This is a genomic window from Actinoplanes sp. CA-015351 (assembly GCF_050955685.1).
In the GTDB taxonomy this organism is placed as follows: Bacteria; Actinomycetota; Actinomycetes; order Mycobacteriales; family Micromonosporaceae; genus Actinoplanes.
The window spans coordinates 3,649,998-3,673,729 of sequence record NZ_CP192102.1 but is presented as its reverse complement, the minus strand read 5'-3'; the positions used below and the strand labels follow the sequence as shown (position 1 = coordinate 3,673,729).

22 protein-coding genes are annotated in these 23,732 nt (G+C 68.8%); 12 read left to right on the top strand and 10 right to left on the bottom strand.

Going from position 1 to position 23,732, the window contains the following annotated elements; translation table 11 throughout:
* The first annotated feature begins 24 nt into the window (after positions 1 to 24).
* Positions 25 to 2,832, top strand: coding sequence for a glycosyl hydrolase (locus tag ACQP2E_RS16555; RefSeq protein ID WP_433832603.1), 2,808 nt, complete (start codon positions 25 to 27; stop codon positions 2,830 to 2,832).
* 114 nt (positions 2,833 to 2,946) lie between these two features.
* Positions 2,947 to 3,948 (top strand): NAD(P)H-dependent glycerol-3-phosphate dehydrogenase, encoded by a 1,002-nt coding sequence (locus tag ACQP2E_RS16550; RefSeq protein WP_433832601.1) that lies wholly within the window; start codon positions 2,947 to 2,949, stop codon positions 3,946 to 3,948.
* On the opposite strand, the gene ACQP2E_RS16545 is transcribed toward ACQP2E_RS16550, so the two are convergent.
* On the bottom strand, positions 3,894 to 4,415 hold the full coding sequence (locus ACQP2E_RS16545) for a GNAT family N-acetyltransferase (protein ID WP_433832599.1): 522 nt from the start codon (positions 4,413 to 4,415) through the stop codon (positions 3,894 to 3,896). The genes ACQP2E_RS16550 and ACQP2E_RS16545 overlap by 55 nt on opposite strands.
* Positions 4,416 to 4,484: 69 nt before the next feature.
* Between ACQP2E_RS16545 and ACQP2E_RS16540 the strand changes: the two genes are divergently transcribed.
* On the top strand, positions 4,485 to 5,378 hold the full coding sequence (locus ACQP2E_RS16540) for a DUF6461 domain-containing protein (RefSeq protein ID WP_433832597.1): 894 nt from the start codon (positions 4,485 to 4,487) through the stop codon (positions 5,376 to 5,378).
* Between the two features lie 120 nt (positions 5,379 to 5,498).
* Here the strand turns inward: ACQP2E_RS16540 and ACQP2E_RS16535 are convergent, their stop codons facing one another.
* Complete coding sequence (locus ACQP2E_RS16535) at positions 5,499 to 6,074, bottom strand: DUF1062 domain-containing protein (protein WP_433832595.1); 576 nt, start codon at positions 6,072 to 6,074, stop codon at positions 5,499 to 5,501.
* Between the two features lie 272 nt (positions 6,075 to 6,346).
* On the opposite strand from ACQP2E_RS16535, the gene ACQP2E_RS16530 reads away from it, so the two are divergent.
* Positions 6,347 to 7,237 carry an aldo/keto reductase gene (locus tag ACQP2E_RS16530; RefSeq protein WP_433832593.1) on the top strand — a complete coding sequence of 297 codons (891 nt, stop codon included), beginning with the start codon at positions 6,347 to 6,349 and terminating at the stop codon, positions 7,235 to 7,237.
* Between the two features lie 96 nt (positions 7,238 to 7,333).
* The gene (locus ACQP2E_RS16525) at positions 7,334 to 8,941 is read left to right on the top strand and encodes an RICIN domain-containing protein (RefSeq protein ID WP_433832591.1); all 1,608 of its coding nucleotides are present in this window, start codon (positions 7,334 to 7,336) and stop codon (positions 8,939 to 8,941) included.
* 338 nt (positions 8,942 to 9,279) lie between these two features.
* Here the strand turns inward: ACQP2E_RS16525 and ACQP2E_RS16520 are convergent, their stop codons facing one another.
* The gene (locus ACQP2E_RS16520; protein WP_433832589.1) at positions 9,280 to 10,095 is read right to left on the bottom strand and encodes an SAM-dependent methyltransferase; all 816 of its coding nucleotides are present in this window, start codon (positions 10,093 to 10,095) and stop codon (positions 9,280 to 9,282) included.
* Positions 10,096 to 10,166: 71 nt separating this feature from the next.
* Between ACQP2E_RS16520 and ACQP2E_RS16515 the strand changes: the two genes are divergently transcribed.
* Both ACQP2E_RS16515 and ACQP2E_RS16510 read left to right on the top strand, forming a co-directional pair.
* Complete coding sequence (locus ACQP2E_RS16515; protein ID WP_433832587.1) at positions 10,167 to 11,477, top strand: acetamidase/formamidase family protein; 1,311 nt, start codon at positions 10,167 to 10,169, stop codon at positions 11,475 to 11,477.
* Between the two features lie 96 nt (positions 11,478 to 11,573).
* Positions 11,574 to 12,734, top strand: coding sequence for an alkaline phosphatase PhoX (locus tag ACQP2E_RS16510; protein WP_433832585.1), 1,161 nt, complete (start codon positions 11,574 to 11,576; stop codon positions 12,732 to 12,734).
* Positions 12,735 to 12,784: 50 nt separating this feature from the next.
* Here ACQP2E_RS16510 and ACQP2E_RS16505 read toward each other — a convergent pair whose 3' ends face one another.
* Together ACQP2E_RS16505 and ACQP2E_RS16500 are read right to left on the bottom strand one after the other, a co-directional pair.
* Positions 12,785 to 14,314, bottom strand: coding sequence for an acetyl-CoA acetyltransferase (locus ACQP2E_RS16505; protein ID WP_433832583.1), 1,530 nt, complete (start codon positions 14,312 to 14,314; stop codon positions 12,785 to 12,787).
* Positions 14,314 to 15,804 (bottom strand): IMP dehydrogenase, encoded by a 1,491-nt coding sequence (locus tag ACQP2E_RS16500; RefSeq protein ID WP_433832581.1) that lies wholly within the window; start codon positions 15,802 to 15,804, stop codon positions 14,314 to 14,316. The genes ACQP2E_RS16505 and ACQP2E_RS16500 overlap by 1 nt, the downstream gene beginning before the upstream one ends.
* 103 nt (positions 15,805 to 15,907) lie before the next feature.
* Here ACQP2E_RS16500 and ACQP2E_RS16495 point away from each other — a divergent pair, with 103 nt between their 5' ends.
* Positions 15,908 to 16,498 carry a hypothetical protein gene (locus ACQP2E_RS16495; RefSeq protein WP_433832579.1) on the top strand — a complete coding sequence of 197 codons (591 nt, stop codon included), beginning with the start codon at positions 15,908 to 15,910 and terminating at the stop codon, positions 16,496 to 16,498.
* Here ACQP2E_RS16495 and ACQP2E_RS16490 read toward each other — a convergent pair.
* The 3 genes from ACQP2E_RS16490 to ACQP2E_RS16480 all read right to left on the bottom strand — a co-directional run bounded on the left by ACQP2E_RS16490 (position 16,485) and on the right by ACQP2E_RS16480 (position 18,062).
* Complete coding sequence (locus ACQP2E_RS16490) at positions 16,485 to 17,045, bottom strand: DUF3558 family protein (protein ID WP_433832577.1); 561 nt, start codon at positions 17,043 to 17,045, stop codon at positions 16,485 to 16,487. The two genes, ACQP2E_RS16495 and ACQP2E_RS16490, sit on opposite strands and share 14 nt — an antisense overlap.
* A 171-nt stretch (positions 17,046 to 17,216) precedes the next feature.
* Complete coding sequence (locus tag ACQP2E_RS16485; protein ID WP_433832575.1) at positions 17,217 to 17,531, bottom strand: hypothetical protein; 315 nt, start codon at positions 17,529 to 17,531, stop codon at positions 17,217 to 17,219.
* Between the two features lie 42 nt (positions 17,532 to 17,573).
* Positions 17,574 to 18,062, bottom strand: coding sequence for a hypothetical protein (locus ACQP2E_RS16480; protein ID WP_433832573.1), 489 nt, complete (start codon positions 18,060 to 18,062; stop codon positions 17,574 to 17,576).
* A 177-nt stretch (positions 18,063 to 18,239) separates the two neighbouring features.
* On the opposite strand from ACQP2E_RS16480, the gene ACQP2E_RS16475 reads away from it, so the two are divergent.
* Together ACQP2E_RS16475 and ACQP2E_RS16470 are read left to right on the top strand one after the other, a co-directional pair.
* On the top strand, positions 18,240 to 18,518 hold the full coding sequence (locus tag ACQP2E_RS16475; RefSeq protein ID WP_433832571.1) for a hypothetical protein: 279 nt from the start codon (positions 18,240 to 18,242) through the stop codon (positions 18,516 to 18,518).
* Positions 18,519 to 18,751: 233 nt separating this feature from the next.
* A complete protein-coding gene (locus ACQP2E_RS16470) occupies positions 18,752 to 19,849 on the top strand; it encodes a glycoside hydrolase family 19 protein (protein ID WP_433832569.1) in 1,098 nt (365 codons plus the stop codon).
* 80 nt (positions 19,850 to 19,929) lie between these two features.
* On the opposite strand, the gene ACQP2E_RS16465 is transcribed toward ACQP2E_RS16470, so the two are convergent.
* The gene (locus tag ACQP2E_RS16465) at positions 19,930 to 20,139 is read right to left on the bottom strand and encodes a hypothetical protein (protein ID WP_433832567.1); all 210 of its coding nucleotides are present in this window, start codon (positions 20,137 to 20,139) and stop codon (positions 19,930 to 19,932) included.
* A 12-nt stretch (positions 20,140 to 20,151) separates the two neighbouring features.
* A complete protein-coding gene (locus tag ACQP2E_RS16460; protein ID WP_433832565.1) occupies positions 20,152 to 20,361 on the bottom strand; it encodes a hypothetical protein in 210 nt (69 codons plus the stop codon).
* 282 nt (positions 20,362 to 20,643) lie between these two features.
* On the opposite strand from ACQP2E_RS16460, the gene ACQP2E_RS16455 reads away from it, so the two are divergent.
* A complete protein-coding gene (locus ACQP2E_RS16455; protein ID WP_433832563.1) occupies positions 20,644 to 20,904 on the top strand; it encodes a hypothetical protein in 261 nt (86 codons plus the stop codon).
* Positions 20,871 to 23,675 carry an AAA family ATPase gene (locus tag ACQP2E_RS16450; RefSeq protein ID WP_433832561.1) on the top strand — a complete coding sequence of 935 codons (2,805 nt, stop codon included), beginning with the start codon at positions 20,871 to 20,873 and terminating at the stop codon, positions 23,673 to 23,675. The genes ACQP2E_RS16455 and ACQP2E_RS16450 overlap by 34 nt, the downstream gene beginning before the upstream one ends.
* The last annotated feature ends 57 nt before the right edge of the window (positions 23,676 to 23,732 follow it).

Here is a 23,732-nt window from a genome sequence, read left to right as displayed (position 1 = left end):
TTTCACAACAACCAGGAGAACAGGATGCATCTACCACGACGAACCCTTGCGGTCACCTGCGCGCTGACCGTCACCCTCTCGATCGCGGCGGCCGCGCAGGCCGGCACCCACCACCCGTCCCGCTTCGTCACCGACTTCACCACCGCCCGCTCCGACTACAGCGCGATGTTCCGCTGGTGGTGGCCGTCCTCGGTGGACGCGACCACCGCCGTCAACCAGCTGCACCAGGTCGCCGCCGCCGGCTACAAAGGCGTCGAGATCGCCATGGTCATGGACGGCACCAACTACGTCGTCGACCCCGACAAGCACCAGTACGGCGACGCGAACTGGCGTGCCGCGGTCCGCGCCGTCCTCGCCGAGGGCCAGAAGCTCGGCGTCCAGATCGACCTGACGCTCGGCAGCCGCTGGCCGGCCGCGGTGCCCGGCCTGGACGTCTCCACCGACGCGGCCAGCCAGGAGCTGGTCACCGGCAGCGCGGTCGTGGCAGCCAGGACGACCTTCACGGCGGCGGTCCCGGCGCCGGCCGCCCGCACCTATCAGGACCGCACCTCCGCCAACGGCGTGGTCACCACCACGATCAAGACCTCGAAGCCCACGTACGTCACGGCGACCGCCACCCGCTGCGTCGCCGCCTGTGCCGAGAACCAGCCGCAGGTCGACCTCACCACGGTCACCGACATCAGCGGCCGGGTCCGCGACGGCCAGGTGAACTGGACCGCGCCGGGCGACGGCACCTGGATCGTCACCGGGTACTGGAAGCGCGGCACCGCACAGCGCAACGACGCCCCGTTCGGCAGCACCGTCTCCCCGCTGTCCGACCCGGAGTCGCGCGTCGTCAACCACCTCGACACGGCCGGCACGAAGGCATTCATCGCGTACTTCGACCGGCTGCTCGACGCCGACACCCGCCGGCTGCTCAAGGCCAACGGCGGCTCGATCTTCGAGGACTCGCTCGAACTCAGCGGCGCTCAGCTGTGGTCCAGCGACTTCCTGCGTACGTTCCGTGAGACGAACGGCTTCAGCCTTGCGACGTACCTCCCGGTCCTCGCGAAGACCGCGCCGGCCAGCCCGTTCGCCTCGCCGACCCCGGTGTACACCTACGCCGGCGGCCAGGCCGCGAACGCCGGGCGCATCCAGCACGACATCGAAGCCACCATCAACGAGCTCTACCTGAACAACCACCTCGAACCGATCAAGGCCTGGGCCAACCGGCTGGGACTGACGTTCCGCGCCCAGCCGTACGGTGAGCCGATCGACCTCGGCGACGCCGCCAAACGTCTCGACATCACCGAGTGCGAGTCGCTCGGCTGCTCCGAGGCCCGGATGCGGACCGCCTCCACCAGCGCGGTCGTCGCCGGCAAGACCGTCGTGAGCAGCGAGATGCTCCCCGGCGGTTTCGGCAACCTCTACGGACTCACGCCCGCGCAGATCGCCGCGCTCGCCAACCGGGAGTACTCGCGCGGCATCAACCAGATGATCTTCCACGGTCTGCCGTACCCGACGATGCCGCCCAGCGCCGACGGCGCCATCACCGACAACGCCGCGTACTGGCCCGGTTTCCACGGTTTCGGCAGCAACATCGGCGAGGCGTTCGGCCCCCGCCAGGCCACCTGGACCATGGAACCGGAACTCGCGGACTACTACGCCCGCATGCAACAGACCCTGCAGACCGGCCAGGCCCGCTACGACGTTGCCGTTCTGAATCAGACCTTCGGCGGCGACACTCCGACTCACGACGGCAGCTTCCTGGCCACCGCCGGATATACCTACGGCTACGTCACGCCCGGCTCGCTGAGCGGGAAGACCCCCTACCGCGCACTCATCGTCGACAGCTCACCCATGTCGCTGGAGACCGCGCGGGCTCTCGCCCGCAAAACCCAGGACGGACTCCAGCTGATCATCATCGGCGCCGGCCCACAACACACCATTGGGTACGCCCAAACGGCCGCAGCAGCAGCGTCGGATGACAGTGCCCTGCGCTCGGTCTTCGCCAAGCTCCGGAAATCGGCGAACGTCCGCACCGCCACCGACAACGCCGACGTGCTCACCAAGCTGGCCGTGCGACCCGACGCCCAGATCGCCGACACGTCGGTGACCTCGACCCTGCGCACCGACGGCGACACCAGCTACTACGTTCTCGTCAACAGCGGCACCGCGGCCGTGTCCACGTCGGTGTCCCTGGCCGGCCGGACCGGCGCCGTCCCGTACCGTCTCGACGCCTGGACCGGCAAGATCGAGGCCGTCGGCGGCGCGACCCGCAGCGGCAACCGCACCACGCTGACCGTCTCGCTGCCCGCCGGCGCGGCCACCATCATCGCCCTGGCCGGCCCGACGTGGACCGGCAAGCGGATCACCGCGCCGAAACTGACCACCGGCGCCCCGGTCACTCTGGGATCGTGGGATCTCACGCTCGACGAATGGCTCCCCGGAACGAGCACGGACTCGTCATCGACGACTGTCCACCGTACCCACGAGATCTCTGACGTGGCGCTGCGCTCCTGGAGCGAGATTCCCGGCATCGAAGATGCCGTCGGCATCGGCAGTTACACCACGACGGTGATCTCGCGGGGCGGCAAAGCGCTGCTGAACGTGGGCGCGGTCGGCGGCTCCTATCAGGTCTTCGTCAACGGCCGCCAGGTCGAGCCGGCCGATCAGCTGGACACCGTGATCGACCTGGGCGGCGCGCTGCGGCCGGGCGCCAACACGGTGACCGTCACGGTGGCGAGCGTGTTGCTCAATCGCCTGCGCATCACCAGGCCGGCCGAGTTCGCCGGCCGGACCCCGACGAAGAACGGCCTGCTGGGCACGGTGACCCTGACCCCCTACCACTGACACCCGGCGGCGGCGGTCCCTCTCGACAGGACCGCCGCTGTGTCGGGACGGTAACCAATCGTTTCGCGGCCGTATCCTCAACTCGCATCTGCGGCGCCGACGGATAGGGGAATCATGCGGATCACCGTGCTGGGCGCTGGTTCGTGGGGTACCACGGTCGCGTCCGTTCTCACCCGTAGAGATCACGAGTCGCTGATCTGGGCACGCAACCCGGAGACCGCGGACGAGATCAACGCCAAGCACAGCAACGAGCGTTACCTCGCGGGATTCCCGCTGCCGGCCCGGCTGCGCGCCACCTCCGACCTCGCCGAGGCTGCCGCCCACGCGGAGCTGCTGGTGGTCGGCGTGCCCACCGGGGCTTTCCGATCCACCCTGGAGCTGGTCCGGCCGGACCTGCACCCGTGGATCCCGGTGGTGAGCCTCAGCAAGGGCCTGGAGCGTGACTCGCTGCTGCGGATGACCGAGGTGATCAAAGAGGTGCTGCCGGGACACCCCGCCGCGGCGCTCACCGGGCCGAACCTGGCCAAGGAGATCATGGCCGGGATGGCAGCCGCCACCGTGATCGCCACCGAGGACCTGACCGTCGCCACCGAGATCCAGCGCGTGTTCCGGCGCGGCCTGCTGCGCGTCTACACGAACCACGACGTGATCGGCTGCGAGGTCGGCGGCGCCCTGAAGAACGTCGTAGCCATCGCGACGGGCATCGCCCAGGGCCTGGGCGTCGGCGACAACACCCGGGCCGGCGTCATCTCCCGGGGCCTGGCCGAGCTGACCACCCTGGCGGTGACGCTGGGCGGCGAGCCGGCCACCCTGGCAGGCTTGGCCGGCATGGGCGACCTGGTGGCGACCTGCATCAGCCCGCACAGCCGCAACCGCCACGTCGGCGAACAACTGGGCCGAGGCCGAACCCTTGACGACATCCTCGCCGAGATGGGCCAGGTGGCCGAGGGCGTCAAGACGGTCCACGCAGCGGTCCAGCTGGCCGACCGCCACGATCTGCCGATGCCGATCACCCGCACGATCCACCGAGTGATTACCGGTGACATCACCGCGGAGCGCGCCTACGACGGCCTGCTGCGCACCCACCCCGCCGGCCACGAATCCGAACCGGGCTGACGCACCGCGATGCTCATGTCGAAATTTCGTAGCTGCTGCCCGCCTACCTCAGCCAGCCGGGTGCCATCGACGGCGAACCCGAAACGCTCGAAAGCGGGCTTCGCGGTGATGCTGGCGTGCACATGCAGCCGCCGGTGCCCGGCAGCGGCCGCCTCCCGCAGGACGCGGGTCACCAGAGCGCGGGCCACCCCGCGCCCACCGGCGCGAGGATCGACAAAGAGCATGTCCAGCAGGCCGTCGTCGGTGAAGTCGCTGAAGCCCACCACCGCGTCGTCCCAGCAGGCGACGTAGGTGTGCGCCGCCGCCCGCCGCCCAGCCCATCGGGCTTCATCAACAGTGGGCGGCGCCCACGCTTCGATCTGCTCCCGGGCGTAATCACGCCCGGCCGTGCCGTGAACAGCCGCACGAAAGACCTTCCAGGTGGCCCCGGCGTCAGCGGCCTCATAACGACGGATCACCAAAGTCATGGCCATATTCTCTCCAGTGATACGCCACCATGATCACCCGAGGCCACCGACCTTTCCGTCTGGGCGGTCGTGCATGATCTCGGTGTGTCGACGGCGGATGATTTTCGGTGGTTTCAGCACGATGGCAACGAGTTTGCGCTGGGCTTCTGCCTGTCCTTCATCAAGGGGCTCACGGCAAGTGAGGTGACGCGACGGCTCGGGCGCGTCAAGCTCGGGGATACCGCCGTGACCGAGGTTCCGGGCGGAACGCTGATGCTGGAGAAAGGCGGCGGACTGGGGATCCGGGCGAGGATCAACAAACCGCTGTCGGCCGGCACCGACGTGGTCGTGGTCTACGACAGCGAGCACAGCGACGCCGAACTGCACTGGCTGCGCGACGGAGACAGCCGGCTGGTGTGCGATCCGTACGCGGTCAACTGGCGCTCGGGCAGTGATCCCGACGCGCTGGTCGGCCTGATGCGGCAGCTGGAATTCAATTTCAGCGCGGCCGGGGCCGACAGCCCGGACTGGGTCTACGACGGCGACGCGGTGCTGCGGGCGTTCGCCCTGGCCGAGCATGTGACCGGGATCCGGCTCCCGGAGGAACTGCTGATCACCGAGGACGCGCAAGACGACACGGACGAGGACGTCTGGGCCGACGTCGACGTGCCCGGCGAGGGGACCCGTGCCGCCGGGCCCAGTGGCGCATACCTGGCCCACACCGACCTGCCTCTGCTGCTCGCGCTGGTCCGTGCCGGCGATCCGGCATGCCGGGAGGTCGCACGGTGGGCACGCGTGCGGGCCTTCGACACGGCCGAAGTGGCCGGTCTGCGGGAGATGATGCTGAATCCGGTGGCCGCCCACCCGCTCGCCGCCGCCTGCGACGCGCTGGTCGCTGCCGCCACCGTGGATGCCGGTCGCGTCCGCCGGCTGCACGCCGGAGTGCGGCACGCCTTCCCGCAGCTCAGCGCTTCCGGCCACTGACGCTCGCGACGGATCTCGGCGCCCTCACGCCAAGGCCTGGCTCGTCGCGAGAAGGGCACATGACGCAACCGAGCCGACCGGCGGGACGCGGTGCCGTCGCCGCCGGTCGGGATCAGCCGGTCAACAGTGGATGGTGAAGGTGAAGCCGATGGATGGTTTGGCGGGCAACGGGCGGCTCAGCGACAGTTTGCCGTCGGCGATCAGTCGGTACACCTCGGATCGGGATGTCTCCAGGCCGGCTGACAGCAGGACTGTCAGCCTGATCGGGATGCGCTGGGCGAAGCCGACCGCTATCTCGATCTTGTCATCCGCCGGCATCTCCATGTTCGTCATGTGCAGGGTCCACGCGCCGGACCAGTCGAGGGAAACCCCGTTACGGCGCAGCAAGCGTGGGTCTGCCAGCAGTTTCGCCGCCAGGGTGATGTCGTTGTCGTGGAACCTGGTCAGCGACTTGGGGTCGATGGTGCGGACGTTGGCTCGTTCCAGGACGGTCAGTTTGATGGTCTTTCCGCATCCGGTGCAGAGGGCCAGCAGCCAGACGTCGAGGAGTTTGTGGTTCGCGTTGACCCGGAACTTTCCGTTCGCTCGATAACGCGCCGAGCTGCAGTTCAGGCATCGGCGGCGGATCAGCGGCAGGGCTTTCGGGCGGACCTGCCAGGTTCTCGCGATACGGCGTACCGTCTCGGGTTTTGACATTGAATTGTGCCGTTCTGCTGCGACATTTTCGTGCGGAGACCGCGCTCCGCGGACGAGTCCGCGCATGGCTCGGGAGCGAGTGGCGGCACTCGCTTGACCCATGCGGGTTGTCGCTGCTCTCAGCGAGCAGCGACCCTGCCGCTTTCGCGGCGCGGCGGATGTCTCAGCAGGTGTACAACGGCCCGTCTTTCGTCAGTGATCCGGCGACGCTAACAGCGTGGTGCAGGGCCGCTCCACCGGTTATCGGGTTCGGGCTGGCATTGTCGACTGTTGTGGAACTGTTTGACGGGATCGACGGGGTGGCTCGGATCGGGCTGGGGCTGGCCGCTGTGGGACGGCCCGGCTATATCAATCTCGGGCGGGAGCGGGATCTGCCGCCGGACCGCACGGCCGAGGTTCTGCGGGAGCGGGCGCACACCCTTCTGGACGAGGCCTATGCGGCCGGGGTCCGGTATTTCGACGTGGCGCGTTCCTACGGCCGGGCCGAGGAATTTCTGGCCGGGTGGCTGCCGGGGCATGACGAGGCGATCGCCGGGAGCAAATGGGGTTACACCTATACGGCCGGCTGGCAGGTCACGGCGGCGGTTCACGAGGTGAAGGACCACAGTGTGGCCACGTTCGCTCGGCAGCTCGGGGAGACCCGAGCTTTGCTCGGGGACCGGCTCGGGCTCTATCAGGTTCATTCGGTGACGCCGGACAGCCCGGCCCTGACCGATACGGATCTGCATCGCCGGCTCGCTGGGCAGGGTGCTGTGGTGGGTCTGTCCACCAGCGGGCCCGCGCAGGCCGACACGATCCGGGCCGCCTGCGCGATCGAGGTCGACGGGGTGCCGCTGTTTCGCAGCGTGCAGGCGACCTGGAACCTTCTCGAGACCGGGGCCGGGGATGCCCTGGCTGAGGCGCATGCCTCCGGGCGTGCGGTGATCGTCAAGGAAGCCCTGGCCAACGGACGACTCGCCGAGGACGTGGTCGCCCTGGCCGCGGCGCTGCACCAGCCGTGGGCGACGATCGTGCTCTCCGGCGCTGTCACCAGCGAGCAGCTCGCCTCCAACCTGCAGGCCGCCACTCTGGAGCTGACCGGCAGTGATCTGGAGCGGCTGTCCGGCCTGGCCGAGCCGAGTGAGCGGTACTGGCGGACGCGCTCGTCGCTGCCGTGGACATAGCGAATCCATCTGCGTCTATATTGTGCCGATGGGCGCGCTCCCATCCCCGAGGGGTCGCGTCCCGTTGTTAGCGCTCACAAGACCGAAGGATCCCCCATGTCCAGATCCCCGATCCGTCCCCGCGGATGGCGAGCCGTCCTGATCAGCGCCGTCGTCCTCCTGCTCGGCGGTGCCGGTGCCGCCGCCGGCCTGCAACAGGCCAGTGCCGCGAGCGTGAACACCGCCGCCTGGTACGTCTTCGTCAACCGGCACAGCGGTAAAGCCATGGACGTCTACAACCTGTCCACCGCGGCCGGCGCCGGCATCACCCAGTTCAGCCGCAACGACGGCAATTGGCAGCAGTGGCAGTTCGTCGACGCCGGCAGCGGCTGGTACAAGATCAAGAGCAGGCACAGCGGGCTCTTCCTCGAGTTGCCGAACGCCACCGACGGCACCCCGCTGATCCAGAACAGCGACAACGGCACGACGCGCCAGCAGTTCACCCTGAAGGACTCGGCCAACGGCGACGTACGATTCATCAACCGGCACACCGGAAAAGCCCTCGACCTGTGGGAATGGTCCACCGCCGACGGCGGGATCATCTCCCAGTTCGCCGACGCCGACGGCGCCAACCAGCAGTGGGCCCTCGCTCAGGTGAGCGCCGCGGCGGCGTGCGGCACCGGTACGTTCCAATCCGAGGTGACCGTCAGCGGCAGCACCTGGACCGCCCGCAACGCCTCCGGCACCGCCGTCTACACCGGCACCGATTTCCGCGCCGCCGTCCAGGCCGGCATCGGCAGCCTCACCGCCGGCCGTACCTCGATCCAGCGCGTCGTGGTCCGCGGCAACGGCTCGATGACCGCGGGCAGCCGCATCTCACTCGCGAGCTATACGTCACTCTCCGTCTGCGGCACGATCAACATCACGGGTACGGGCAGCGGCGACTACGCCCCGATCTACGCCCGTGGCGTCAGCAACATCGAGGTGCCGTACCTGAACCTGACCGGCTCGCCGATCTACGGCATCTTCCTGCGCAACGTCTCCAACGTGTGGCTCGGCCAGCTCGACATGCGGCTCAGCGCCGGCCTCGGCGTCCGCATCGACAACCGCGGCAACACCGCCGAGTGGACGCGCAACGTGCGGATCGACAACGTCTACGTGCAGGGTGCCTCGTCGCACGCCGTGGAGACCTACGGCGTCGACGGGATCACCATCGGAACCGTCACGGCGCGCAGTGTCGGCGAGTCCGGCCTGCTGCTGAACCAGACGATCAACGCCACGGTCGGGACCGTCGACGCCGACAACGCCGGCGCCGGAACCGGCTACGCCGCATTCCGGATGGCCAACCGTAACGGGCGCGTCGGCGACGCTTACCCCAACAACATCAAAGTCGGTACGGTCAAAGCACGCGCCGGCGGCCGAGGAATCTTCTGTGTCTCGGAGAGCGGCGGCTTCACCGTCGACCGGGTCGACATCGCCAACACCGGCAACAACGCGATCCTCGTGGAGAACTGCTACAACGGCGTGATCGCCGGGGTGTCCGGCACGGTCAGCGGCGGCGGTGAGATCCGGATCGCGGCGCGGACCGAGTTCGCCCCGTCGTCCGGGATCAGCTTCCGGAACCTGACGGTCGCCAACACCAACATCACCTGGAACCCGTGTACGGGCAGCAACAACACGATCAGCAACGTCACGCGTACGAACGCAGCTTTGACCTGGTGTTGATTTTTTCGTGGCTATGGCGTCGACGAGGTCGCACCGAGCGGTTACGTGCGACCTCGTCAAGGTGAACGTCGCGCACAGGCAGAGCCGGTGCGGGTCAACGGTTCAGAAACGCTCACTCCGCGGCATGGCCGGCTATCGAGAGGGACGTGCTCGTTCAGTCACGAACCGGCAGCCGGCCGATGCCGTAGAGCGGCTGGGCTCTGGGCGCCGGAGATGTGAATGTCGCCGCGGACGTCGCCGGTGACAGGTGGGTCAGAATCGAGACCTCGGAGCGGAGCGCGACCTGCGGGGGGGCGACGGTCTGTACCCACCGCCCCGCTGCGACATGACGTTGATCCTCAGGGTTTGCGGCCCACTGCTGTCCAGACGTTGATGTCGGAGCGCTCCGGGATCTCGGCTCCAGCGTCCGGGCGCCATTCGCTGGCCGGGACCACGCCCGGTTCGATCAGTTCCAAGCCGTCGAACAGCGCGGCGAACTCGTCCTGCGGGCGAGTCCACACATCCGACTTCCCCTGGGCGATCAGCTGCTGGTAGAGCGCCTGCTGCTCCGGCGTACCGAAGTCCGACGTGGCGTGCGTGGCCACCAGATAGCTGCCCGCCGGCAGAGCGTCGAGCAACGTGCGGACGATCGGCTGAGCGGCACCGTGACCGTGAATGAAGTGCAGAACTGCGATCAGCATCAGGCCGACCGGCTGCTTCAGATCCAGCGTCTCGCTCAGCGTCGGGTTCGCGAGGATCGACTCAGGGTTGTTCAGGTCGGCCTCGATGTACGCCGTCCGCCCCTCAGGGCTGCTGTTGAGCAGCGCCCGAGCGTGCACCATCACGAGCGGATCGTTGTCGACGTACACCACCCGGCTGTCCGGGGCGTGCCGCTGCGCGACCTCGTGCGTGTTGTCCGCGGTCGGCAGGCCGGTGCCGATGTCGAGGAACTGCCGGATCCCCGCCTCGGCGGTGAGGAATCGGGTGGCCCGCTGGAGCAGGGCCCGGTTCGCGAGGGCGCCGAGGCGGACCTTCGGGAACAGTCGCTGGAGTTCGTCGCCGGACGCACGGTCGGCGGCGAAGTTGTCCTTGCCGCCCAGCCAGTAGTTGTACCGGCGCGCGGGGTGCGGCTGGTTCGGATCGATGCCTTGGGGGGCTGCGTTCGTGGGATCCACGCCTGCACAATAGACGATCTTCTTTACTGCTTGGACACGCCCGGGACATGGTGCCGCCGTAGGACTGGCGGATGGACCGGATTGACAGAGTCAGACGGACGTTTCTCCAGGCGATCGTGGCCCTCGGTGTCGGCGCCACCGCAAAACCGGCGGCGGCGAGCGGCGGGACAAAGAGCGGCGGGGCAGAGAGCATTGGGACAAAGAGCAGCATCCTCCAGCCCGGTAAAGGCCCCATTCACGGCAAGCACTACCTGCGGTCGTACCCCGACGAGGTCCGCTGGGGGTACGTGCCGTCGACCACCAGCACCCCGGTTCTGCGGATGCGTTCCGGGGAGACGGTCACCGTCGACACGGTTTCGCACGAGGGCATCCTCGAGGATCAGGGCCGCGACCCGATCGGCTGGTTCGCCAAGTACGGAGTCGGCAAGCAGGAGGTACTCACCGACGCGGTGGCGATCGCCCGGGACTACGACCGGACGACGCGGAACTTCGACGTCGACGGCCCGCACGTGATCACCGGGCCGATCCATGTGGACAGCGCCGAGCCGGGTGACGTGCTCAAGATCGAGGTGTTGTCGGCGCTTCCCCGGGTGCCGTACGGGGTCATCTCCAGCCGGCACGGCAAGGGCGCGCTGCCCCGGCTGGCAGGTGGCGCGGTGCCGGCCGGCATCACCGAGGCGGAGATCATGCCGCCGGTCGCCACCGACGGCCGGGCCACCGGCGATCCCCGCCGCTACGGCAATGTCTCGGTGTTCACGCCGATCCGCGGTGGCTCCGGGGTCCTGCCCCGCGGACGGAAAACCGTCGCCTTCCCCCTCAACCCCTTCATGGGCACGATGGGCGTCGCCTTCGCCCGGTCCGGCAACCTGACCGATCCGGCACTCAACTCGATCCCGCCGACCCTGGGCGGCGGCAACATCGACATCAATCTGCTGGGTCGCGGTGCCACGTTCTACCTGCCGGTCTTCGCCGAGGGCGCGCTCTTCTACGTCGGTGACCCGCACATGGCGATGGGCAACGGCGAGGTGGCGCTGACCGCGATGGAGGGTTCGCTGCGCGCCACCTACCGGCTCACGGTGATCAAGAAAGGCCGGGCGGGAGCACCGTCGGTGGCGTTCGGCTATCCGTTCGCGGAGACGCCGGACGCGTGGGTGCCGATCGGATTGTCCGACCCGGACGGCTCGCAGAACGGCCAGGGCAACGACCTCGACATCGCCATGCGGCGGGCCGTGGTGAACGCCCTCGACTTCCTCGAACACGATCTCGGCATGGACCGGGCGGTCGCCTACGCCTACCTGTCGGCGGCGGCGAACTTCGAGGTCTCCCAGGTCGTCGACCGCACGGTCGGCGTACACGCGGTGATCCCGAAGGACCATTTCTGACGATCGAAGTTCGCCTATTGGCCGGGCATCCGGCACCCGCCGGACAACATCGACCCGCTTCCTGGAGGCCCACCCCAAGAGCATCCAGGAGAACAAATGGATCGGCGACAACTGCTGCGCGCCACGATGGCCGGCGCAGGCGGCCTGGCCTTGCCTTTCACTGCCTGGTCGGCCGCCTACGCCGCGCCCGCGCAGAACGCCACCGGCCCCTACGGCGCCCTCCAGGCGGCCGACGCGAACGGCATCCAGCTGCCCGCGGGCTTCACCAGCAAGGTCATCGCCCGTTCCCGGCAGGTCGTCCCGGGCACGTCGTACACCTGGCACGACGCCCCGGACGGCGGTGCGGTGATCCCGAACGGCACCGGCTGGATCTACGTGTCCAACTCGGAGGTCTCGTCATCCGCGGGCGGCGGCGCCTCGCGGATCCTGTTCGACGCGAGCGGCAACATCACCGGCGCGTCGCGGATCCTCTCCGGGACGAACCAGAACTGCGCGGGCGGCAAGACGCCGTGGAACACCTGGCTCTCCTGCGAGGAGATCACTCTCGGACGTGTGTGGGAGACCTATCCGCTCGGCGGCACCGCGGTGGTTCGCCCGGCGATGGGCCGTTTCAAGCACGAGGCGGCGGCCGCCGACCCGGTCCGCAAGGTCATCTACCTGACCGAAGATGAGACCAACGGCCGGTTCTACCGGTTCGTGCCGACGACCTGGGGCAACCTCTCCGCCGGCACGCTGCAGGTGTTCGTGGCCGGGACCGGCACGTCCGGCTCGTTCACCTGGCAGAACGTGCCGGACCCGGACGGATCGCCCACGCAGACCCGCAGCCAGGTCTCCGGATCGAAGTCGTTCAACGGCGGCGAGGGCTGCCACTACGCGAACGACACCGTCTGGTTCACCACGAAGGGCGACAACCGCGTCTGGCAGGTCAACCTTCTGACCAGCACTTTTGAGCTTGCTTACGACGACAGCCTGGTCAGCCCCGGCACCGCGCCGCTGACCGGCGTCGACAACGTCACCGGATCCTCGTTCGGCGACCTCTACGTCGCCGAGGACGGCGGCAACATGGAGATCAACCTGATCACCCCGGACGACAAGATCTCGGTGTTTCTGCGGGTCAGCGGCCAGAGCTCATCGGAGCTGACCGGCCCGGCGTTCACCGCGGCCGGCAACCGCCTCTACTTCTCGTCGCAGCGCGGCACGTCCGGCGCATCGTCGGGCGGCATCACGTACTGCATCACCGGCCCGTTCCGCACCTGACCGATAAAGACCATGCGGGGGTCCCTCCAGGACCCCCGCATGCGCTCTTTTCAGGAGTACGCCGAAACGACGTTGATCCCATCCGCCGAACGCACGAACACCCGGGTCCCGATCGGCTCAGCGCCGCCGAGCAGATCCGCGTCGTCGGCCAATGCGATGAACCGCCGGTCGTCGGCTTCCAGGCGCCCGATCACCACGCCGGTCCGCGAGCCGTCCCGGCCATGCTTGACGGTGTACGTCTCGATCACCGCGCACCCGTCCGCGGCAACAGCCTGCTCCGGGGCCGCCCAGCCGTCGATCTCGGCCTGCAGTGCGGCGCTGTTGTCGGCACGCCACGGCGTCGGCGCGCTCGTGTAGACGCCGGCCGAGTATTTGCTCATCACGCCGCCATTGGCCCCGACGAACCCGCAGCTCCCGGGCTGTGCCCGCACCAGCGCGACCACCGAGGCGATGGCGTGCATCGAGTAGTTGTTGCCGGCGCCACCGAAGAACGGCAGCCCACCGGTCACGGTCAGCCCGCGCCGATCGTCGGCCGTCAGCCCGAACGCGTCGGCGATGGTGAACACCGGAATCGGATAGCAGCTGTACAGATCAACGAAGTCCAGCGAGTCGAACCCGATCCCGGCCACCTCCAGGGCGTGCCGCGCCGCCATCACCGACGCCGGCGACGCGGACAGGTCGGCCCGGTCCATCAGGTCGCGTTCCCGCAGGTCGGCGTGGCCGGCAAGGTAGACCCACCGGTCGGCGGGCACGCCAAGACGGGTCGCCGAGGCCACTGACATGAGTACGAGCGCCGCACCCTGATTCACCTTGTCCCGCGCTACCACGTAGCGGGTGTACGGGTCGGCGATCGGCCGGTTCACCTCGGTCGGCGTGACCAGTTCGGCGGCGCTGCGTTCGACCGGCGCTGCCGCGTGCGGATTGACGGCGGCCACCCGGGTGAACGGGGCGAACATCTCGCCGATCGCCGTCGCGTACTCCGACCGGGACAGCTTCAGCCTGGCCCGGCGGGCGTTGTCGAACAGCGCGTACTGGCTGGTGGTGTCGGTCAGGCCGTGTGCCGCGGTGTGCTGGTCGAGCAGGCCGTCCAGTCCGAAACCACGGTCCTCCAGAGAGCCGCCGACGTGTTCACTGAAGTCGGGCCGGTCGGGGCTTTGGGCGTACCCCGCAATGGTGGAGATGGCCTCCGAACCGCTCAGCAGGACCACCTCGTGGTTGCCGGCGGCGATAGCCGCGGCGAATTCGTTGACCAGGTGCTGCGGGCTCTGACCGCCGGTGACCTCCAGGACCGCCCGCGCGGGATGCGCGCCGAGGCGCAACGCGACCGAGCGCGGGAAATTGTCGGAACGGCCGAGCGGAGCCCGCGCGCCGGGCATCGAGTTCTCGAACTGGCGGGTCGTGGCCACCGTGTCGACGGCAGCGATCACCGCCGCGAGATCGGCGCCGGTGTCAGCGAGCGCGGCTCGCGCGGCATCGGCCGCCAGCTCCACGGGTGAGCGGCGGCGATAGTCCGGGCTGCCGGGCAATTCGGAGGTCTGGCCGACACCCACCAGAATCGGAGTTCGCGGGTCGAGGTGCATCAGACGACAGTAGGCCGCTCGTTGCGTTCGACGTCCTCGGAGTTCTGCACGAATGTCTGCTGGGACACCTGAACCAGCGTCGCGGTGTCGTGGAACCGGCGCAGCGTCGTCGAGCCGCAGCTGACCATCGTGGAGCGCAGCTTCGCCAGGGTGACCTTGACGTTGTCGTAGAGGCTGCCGGCGAACGGGACGTATCCGTCGACGCCCTCCTCGAACGCGAGCTCGCTGCCCTGGCCGTACCGGGCGACGTTGCGGGCCCGCGCGCTGCCCTCGCCCCAGTACTCCTTCAGTGCCTGGCCCCGCATCTTGACCAGCGGCGCGGGGCTCTCGGTGAACCGGGCGAAGTACCGGCCGAGCATCAGGAAGTCGGCGCCGAACGCGAACGCGATCGCCATGTGCGAGTCGTGCAGCACGCCGCCGTCCGAGCAGAGCGGTACGTACATGCCGGTCTCCGCGGCGTAGGAGTCGCGCGCCGTGACGATCTCGGCGAGCGCGGAGGCCTGGCCGCGGCCGATGCCTTTCTGGTCGCGGGTGATGCAGATCGAACCGCCACCGATGCCGACCTTCACGAAGTCGGCGCCGGCCTCGGCGAGATAGTCGAACCCGCGGGCGTCGACGACGTTGCCGGCGCCGATCCGGACGTCGTCGCCGTACTCCTTACGGACGAACTCGATGACGTGCTTCTGCCAGACCGAGTAACCGTCGGAGGAGTCCAGGCACAGCACGTCCGCGCCGGCGTCGACAAGCGCCGGGATCCGCTCCCGGTAGTCGTGGGTGTTCACCCCGGCGCCGACCCGGAACTGCTTGGACGCGTCGACGCTCTCGTTGCTGAACTGTTTGTGCAGCTCGTAGTCGCGGCGCTGGACCAGCGCGGTGACCCGGCCGTCGTCGCCGACGAGCGGCAGCACGTCCTGGCGGGAATCCCAGAGCAACTCGTTCGCCGTGGTCAGCGACATCCCCGGCGTGCCGGTGACCAGGGCGGCACCCCGGCGCATCCGGGTCTCGACGGCGTCACCGATCTGGTGCCGGTGGAAGTTGAAGTCCTGCGCGGTGATCATCCCGAGGAACAGCCCGGACGGCGTCCCGTCGTCGGTGACCACGACGACCTGCCGGCCGGTGGAGCGCAGCAGTTCGTCCGCCTCGCCGAGGGTCGCGGACGGCTTGATGTTGACGTCGTTGTGCCGGAAGCCGGCCTTGTGCTTCTTGACCTCCGAGACCATGCCGGCCTGCTCGGCGATCGGCTGGTTCTGGTGGATGAACGAGAGGCCGCCGACCTGCGCGAGAGCTATCGCCAGCTGCGGCGACGAGACGGCACCCATGATCGCGCTGACCAGCGGGGTGGCGATCCGGATCGGCGGCTCCTCCCCGACCGGATGCCGCACGAGGGGTGTGGACAGATCGACGTTGCCCGGCGTGCAGTCCTCGTCGGTGAGGTTGGGAACCAGAAGGTACTCACCGAAGGTGCGGGAGATCTCGGGAAGGATCCGCACTGCTGCACTCCCTTGTGTGTAATGTCCGTTTTCGGCGGCATGATCGGACGACGGTATCAGCGACAGCGGCATGGACGACGGACACAGCGGGTAAGACCCTCCGGTGCGTTTTGACGGATGGATCGCCGGGGTCGGGACGTCGAGCGGCACCCGCCTGGTCATGGGACACTGGCCGCGCTCCCCCTTCGGCCCGGTCAGCGACGTCATGATCGAACACCCTGGCGGCCGCCGTGAGCTGCTGGCGCCGACCGAGGAGCTGGGCCGGTTCATCGCCGAGACGTACTCCTTCGACGACGTGCGCGTCGTCCCGGTCGCCGTCGAGCGGCACGGCCCGCAATGGTCGGTCACCGCCGGCCCGCTGACCCTGCGTTTCACCATCGGCCGCCGCAGCGCACTGGGCGCGCTCCTGCGCGCGGTCCCGCCTCCTCTCGCCCGGCAACCCGCTTGGGTACGCCTGATCGACACGCCCGCCCGCCTGCTGAAGGGCGTCCGCACCTACGGCACCGCCGGCAACGGCCGCCGCGAGTGGTACGCCGCCCAGGACCTGCACCCGATCACCACGGCGTCAGGTGTCCTGGACGGCGCCGGCCTCGGCCACCTCAGCGACGTCGACCCGCCGGTCCGCTTCGGGTTCGGCTCGACACCCCGCTCCCCGTCCCTGGTCCGCATCACCTCGACGGTCAGATCCGGCTGATCAGGAGCTTCGCCACCTGCTTGGCGTCGGCGAGGTTCTGCTCGTCGGAGGCGCCGCGGGAGTAGACGTCGACCTGCACGGTGCCGTGGAGGACGAACAGGTGGCCGGAGTGCGCGTACGCGTCCTCGCCCACCCCGTCGACCCACTGCGCGTCGGCGACGGTCACCTGGAAGTCGGCGGGGGTCGTGCGGCTCAGGAAGACCGCGAGCTGCCCGCCCTCCTGCTGCCACTGGCAGAACCGGGCCGACTCACCGGACTCGACACCGTCCTCGTCGATCTGGCTGACGATCCGGCCGGTCAAACCGGTCACCTCGGCCTCGGAGAGGAGCGTGCAGGGGTCGGGGATGTCGCCTTCGTCCTTGACGCTCGTCCTGGTGGCTCCGGTGTCCTCGCTCTTGTCCGGCGCCGGCGCGCTCGCCGCCGGGTGGGCCTTAGCCGTGGCCTCCGTGGCCGGGGCGGCTCCGGCGCTTGCGGACTCCAGCAGGCCACAACCGCTGCTCAGCGAGGTGGTGGCGAGAACGGCGAGGGCGACGAGGCGGCGCTTCATGAGGGCTCTCCTTCAGGCGTACACAAAAGGGGCCTTAAGGGTTTTTAGGGCCTCTGCCGAAAAGGATGCGACAGCGCCAAAGAAACCCCAAAACTCACCGCACCCGGTCCAGGACGGCGCGCTGCGCCTCGGCGAGGCGGATACGCTCCGCTGCCAGGTACGTCGTCTCCATCACCGAATCAAATCACGGCCGTCGATGACCTCGACAAACACGATCACCTCGTCAACCACATCCAGAACGATCATGACCGGTTGGTCTGAGTTCACCGTGACGTTGCGGTGGCCCGGTCCGTAGGCACCGTCCGGCGGCGGCTGGGTGTCGAAGCTCTGACAGAAATCATCGCCGCACCCGCACTCCTGAAAAACACGCAGCCCGGCGATCTGATCAGCCAGGCGGTGCTCACCGGCCGTGCGGAGCGCGACGGTCAGCTCCGCCGCGAGACGCGGCCACGAGTCGGCGACGAGCGGCAGTCCCTCAGAAGTCATCACCAACGACCGTAAACGGCTCCGCCACCCGCGTCGCGGCTGTTAATCGGTAAGCGCCACGTCATCGGCCACGACATCAACGTTCACCATGACCTGGCGATCCTGGGCAGCGCGGATTTCCGCTCTCGTCTGTTCGGATATCTCCACCACGACGAGTTCAACCCCGAAAGTGTCAGCCGCATGTTCCAGCCAGCCGGTCACCGATTTCCGCGCTTCCGAGCTGGCGAATGCGATCACCGCACGTGTTCCCTCACGTCCGGGAACCCGCTTGAACAACGCCAGCTTCAGGATGTCCTGGGCGATCTTCTTCGGCTGCGCCCCTCGAAGCCGCCCCTGCCGGGCATAGGCCTCGACCACCACACTGAAATCCGAGTTGGCCGCGTCGACTTCGACCGCTATCCCATCGCCGACGGGCACCTTGCCCGGGCGCGGTCTCAGGTCGATATCCCACTGCCGGGCCAACGCCTCGACGATCTCCGTCTCGGCCCGGCTCTGCGTCAGCGAACTACTGGGATGCTCCGGCGTCGTCACGGTTCGCCAACCTACCGGGCAAGAGCGCGAGCACCACCGCCAACGGAGCCCTGTCCCCTACTCTCCGCCATCTGATCATGCCACGCAGCGACATTTGCGCCCAAGCACACTCCGCCTCGCCCCATTTCACTCACGAGTGGGTCGCACCCCCGGACCGGCCAGATACGGTTAACCACTATGACGACCTATTCCGGTCCGGCGAGGCTCACTCTCGTCGACGGCACCCACGTGTCCGGCATGGCCTCGCTCAGCACCAATCAGCGCGGTGGCATCGAGGGCTGGGGTGGCACCTTCCGCCCGGACCAGACGAGCGACAACATCCGCAACGCCAGTGACGGGCTGACCCTGGAGTTGCCCTACGACCAGATCGGCGCCGTGGCAGTAACCGGCGTGCGGAAACTGCTCGCGACGCAGTTACTGGTCTCGCTCTCCGGCAGCGGCCCCGCCCCGTTCTGACCGAGGCGCAAGCCGCGGCAGCACGCGAACATCCCCCGAGCAAGCTCAACGAACACGACACGGTACGACCGATGGCGCCGCACCTGCGGCGCCATCGCCGTTTCCCGGGCCGGGATCCACAATCCTGAAGTTTCTTAACAGATGCCTTGACTCCCCCTCCGGCATCTAGTTGAGTCGATGTACCCCTGATCCCCCTCGCACCAGTACGTCCCTCGACGTACGGAAGGTGAACTATGCCCAGAAGACGGCTTCTGTCGATCGTGGCCGCGGTCAGTGTCGCCCTGGCCGGCGCCGCCGCGGCGATCCTGCCCATGACGGCTTCCAGCGCCGCCGAAGCCTGCGTGGCCGCGTACAACAGCTCAGCGGTGTACACCGGGAACATGCGCGCTTCCTACAACGGCCGCAACTGGACCGCCAAGTGGTGGACCCAGGGCGAGGCCCCCAGCACCGGCGGCTCCGGAGTCTGGGCCGACAACGGCGCCTGCGGTGGCGGCACCACGAACCCGCCGCCGAACACCGGCACCTGCAACCACCCGAACTGGGTAGCGGGTCAGTACTACGCGGCCGGCTCGATCGTGCGGTACACCAACGGGCTGTACTACGTGGCGACAAACGCCAACCCGGGTTACGACCCGGTCATCAGCACCTGGTACTGGTCGCCGTACACCTGCACCGGCGGCGGCACCACGACTCCGCCGCCCGGCAACAGTGGCGGATTCCCGGTCAGTGAGGCCCAGTTCAACCAGATGTTCCCGAGCCGGATCGCGTTCTACTCGTACTCCGGCCTGATCGACGCGATCAAGAAGTTCCCGTCGTTCACCACCACCGGCAGCGACACGGTGAAGAAGCAGGAAGCGGCGGCCTTCCTCGCCAACATCAACCACGAGTCCGGCGGCCTGGTCTACGTCGAGGAGATCAACCAGGCGAACTGGCCGCTCTACTGCGACCGTAACCAGCCCTATGGCTGCCCGGCCGGCCAGAGCGCGTACCACGGTCGCGGCCCGATCCAGCTGAGCTGGAACTTCAACTACAAGGCAGCCGGCGACGCCCTCGGCATCGACCTGCTGAACAACCCGGACCGGGTCAAGAACGAGTCGTCGGTCGCCTATCAGACCGCCGTCTGGTACTGGATGACCCAGCGCGGCCCCGGCACGATGACCCCGCACGACGCCATGGTCAACAGCCGCGGCTTCGGCGAGACCATCCGCAGCATCAACGGCTCCCTCGAATGCAACGGCGGCAATCCCGCCCAGGTCCAGAGCCGCATCAACGCCTACAACCGCTTCACCGCCATCCTCGGCGTGACCCCAGGCTCCAACCTTTCCTGCTGAAATTCAAAACCCCATTGCCGGGGTACGCGCAAACAGCACGTACCCAGCAATGGGGTCAAGAGACGACGTCCGCCGGCCGATCAGGACTGCCGGCGGGCCCGCCGAAATGCCAGCGCCGCCACGAGCACCCCCGCAAGCGCAGGAAGCCCGATAGCCACCGCCTGCTCCACGACGGCATTGCTGTCCGGCTCCAGATAAGGCTCACCGAGCACCAGCGTGTAGAGCAGAAAGCCGCTCAACCCGAAGAGAACAGCCGCGACCGCGAACAACCGCCCAGAGTTTGCCGCCATCCGCGGACCGTATCAATGGCCGGCCAGCCAGATCGCCGCCCGCCGAGCCGACGCCCGGGACAGCCACGCGTCCTGAATGACCTCGGCCGGCTCCGCCCGCGAGAACTCACCGATCCGGCTGGCCCGCACCAGCACCGACAGATGCCCGTTGAAATGCGCGGTGGTGAAGAACGGCGAACCCTCGTCCTGCACGAGCGCCTGCTTATCAGCCTCGGTAGGCACCCAAAAGACGATCACATCGGTCAGCCACCCTAGGGCGTTGCCCGGAGGCGCTCACCGCACCCGCAATCGACCGGCCCTGCTTTCCCGATCTTGTGGAGTTCCCGCAAACGGTTCGGGGAAGTCCACAAGATCGGAAGCGGGGGGCAAGGCGGGGCGCGCGAGGACGTGCGGCTGACGATTGCCAGCCGGACCCCGATCGCAACGGTAACTAGGTATGCCTAGGCCGCCTAGATACCCCTCCTAGGCACCTCTGAGCTGCGAAGATAGGTAGACGCTGCCGATGTGACGACTCTCCGGAAGTCCGACGATGGATACATCAACGGAACACCGGACACAGGAGAGAACGTCATGATGATGCACCCGGACATGCTGCTCGAACTCGTACACGATCGTCAGCGGGAGCTGATCGCGGAGGCCGACCGGGGCCGGCTTCTGGCCCGTGCGCTGAGGGCGCGGCCTCGCCGGACCGAGAAGCCGGTCCGCGGACAGCCCACCGGTACCCTGGCGTCGTGCGAACCCTCCGCGGTGGTGCCAGCCCGGTGATGATCGGGCGGGAGAGCGAGCTGCGTCGATTGGCGCAGCTCGCTGCCGCGCATGAGCCGGCCGTCGCGATCATCGCGGGCGAGCCGGGCATCGGCAAGACTCGCCTGGTCCAGGAGCTGCTGGCGGGCCTGCCGGCCGGCACCGTGGTGCTGGTCGGGCACGCCGAGCCCGGTTCGCTGTCCCGCCCCTACGAGGTGCTGCTCGACGCCATCGACGGCAACCGGAGATCGGCAACGCCAGAGGCAACACCAGCGGCGACACCAGCGGCAACACCAGCGGCAACACAGGAGGACCAGCTTCAAGCGCTCGCCGACCCGCGACGCAGCCCGGTCGAGCGCCTGCACACCGGCCTCGCCATTCTGAACGCGATGATCGGCGACTCCCCCGCCGTCGTCGTCTTCGAGGACCTGCACTGGGCCGACTCGGAGAGCGCCGCGCTGTTCGAGCGGATCGCCGAAGGGCGCGGGCCACGCCTGCTCATCGGCACCTACCGCCCGGACGAGGTGACCCGCCGCCAGCCCGTCGCCGGCCTGCTGGCCCAGATGGAGCGCCGGCATGCCGTCACCCACGTACGGCTGGATCGTCTGACACCTTCGCAGACCGCGGCCATGCTGGCTGCCGCGACCGGCTCGCCCGCGCCGCTGCGCGCCGCTGCGGCGCTGCATCACCGCACCGGCGGCAATCCCTTCTTCTTGGAGGAATTGTTGCGCGCACTCCCTGGGTACGACGCCGAAGCCCTCGTGGAACAGCCCCTGCCCTGGAGCCTCGCCGATGTCCTGCGCCGCCAGGTCGAGGATCTGGACCCGGTCAGCCACCGGATCGTCGAGGCCGCGACAGTGCTGGGTCACCGCATCCCGTTCGACCTGCTCGCCGACGTGACCGGCACCGGTGAGGACGCGCTCATCGCGGTGCTGCGCGACCTGGTGACCCGTGGTGTGCTCGTCGAGTCCGGTGAGGACGAGTTCGCGTTCCGGCACGCCCTGGTCCGGGAGGCGATCGCCGACCAGATGCTGGGCCGTCAGCGCCGGCGGCTGCACGAGGCGGCGCTGGACGTGCTGCTGCGGGAGAGCGCCGACCCGGCGATGGTGGCGCACCACGCCCGAGGCGCCGGACGGTACGACGACCTGGTCGCCGCCGCCCGTCGCGGCGCCGCGCTGTATCTGTCGATCGGGTCCGCCTATCAGGCCCTGCAGCTGGCCGAGATGGGCCTCGACGAGGTGCCCGACGACACCGAACTGCTGGCGTCGGCGGCCAAGGCCGCGTGGCTGGCCGGGCTGCTCGACGACGCCCTGCGGCACGCGCGGCAGTGGCGTGACCTGGCGAGCAGCAGCACCGACCGGGCCGAGTCGCTCTATCTGCTGGTCCGGCTCGCGTGGGAGACCCGGGAGACCGCCATCATGCGCGGCCTCACCCACGACATCGAGACGCTGATCGCGCAGCTGCCGCCCGGCGCCGACCAGGCGCGGGCGATGACTGCGATCGCCCAGTCGGCGTACCTGCGCGACGACATCGACACCGCGCTGCTCTGGTCCGACCGCGCTCTCGCGCTCGCCGACGAGTTCGACCTGCCGGCGGTACGCCTCGCCGCGCTTGTCGAGAAGGGTTCGACGCTCGCCGAACGCCCGCAGACCGCCGCCGACGGCCGTACCATCCTGTCCGGGCTGGTCGACGAGGCGGAGAAGGCGGGCGAGTGGGTTCTCGCGGCCCGCGCTCTCAACGCGCTGGTGCACGGTGTGCCGCCGACCTCGCCGGCCGAGCACGCCGAGACCCTGGAACGGATGCGGGCCGCCGCCGAGCGGGCCGGTTTCGAGTCCCTCGCCGTGGCGACGTATTTCCAGGGCGGCGCCCGGCTGGCGTTGCGGGCCGGCGATCTGCGTGCCGCGATCACGGCGCTGGAGGAGGGCCGCGAGCAGGATCTCAGCTACCGGCGCCGAGGCCGCTGGGCCGACTATCACGGTGTCTTCCTGGCCGGGCTCTACCTGGAGGCCGGTGAGCTGGACCGGGTCGAGCCGATCATCACCGACCTGGCGGCACTGCCGGACAACCCGCCGAACACCATTCCCGGCCTGGCGTTCCACCTGGCCTGCCGCTGCGGCGACCTGGCCCGTGCCGAGTCGACGCTGGACCAGATGTTCGCCGAGCTGGACGAGCAGCCGTGGCGCAGCGGTGAGCAGGCCCACGACCTGATCTCGGCGGCGCTGGAGATCGGCCTGCCCGCCGGCCGTCTCGACCGGATGGCCGCCGACCTGCTCGACGTCAACGTGTGGGACGCGTTCCGGACGCTTGTCGACGCCCAGGTCGCGGAGGCGCACGGCCGGCACGCCGAGGCCCTGGCCGGTTATCTGTCCATCGTCGAGGCGCACATCCTCGGTCCGGCGTTGCGCGGCACGGTACGCGTCGGCGCCGCCCGCTGCCTGCTCGCGAGCGACCGCCGTGCGGAGGCGACCGCGCAGGTGGAGGCGGCCGCTTCACTGCTGGCCGGGTGGAGTGGCTGGCGGGTGGCACAGCTCGCTCACGTCCGCGCCCAGCTCGGTCTCGCCCCGGTCGGTGTGGACACCGCGGTCACCGGTCCGGCCGCGCTGACACCCCGCGAGCGGGAGGTGGCGGTGCTCATCGGTGCGGGGCTGACCAACGCGGAACTGGCTCGGCGTCTGCACATCTCGCCGAAGACGGCAGCCGTGCACGTGTCGAACATCCTGCGGAAACTGGGCGTGTCCTCGCGTACCGAAGTGGGGTCTTTCATCGGTGACGGTGACCAGGCGCGAGGGTGAGCGGAACGCGGGCCTCGGTGCCGGGTTCGACGATGACGAATTGACCCATCGCATAAC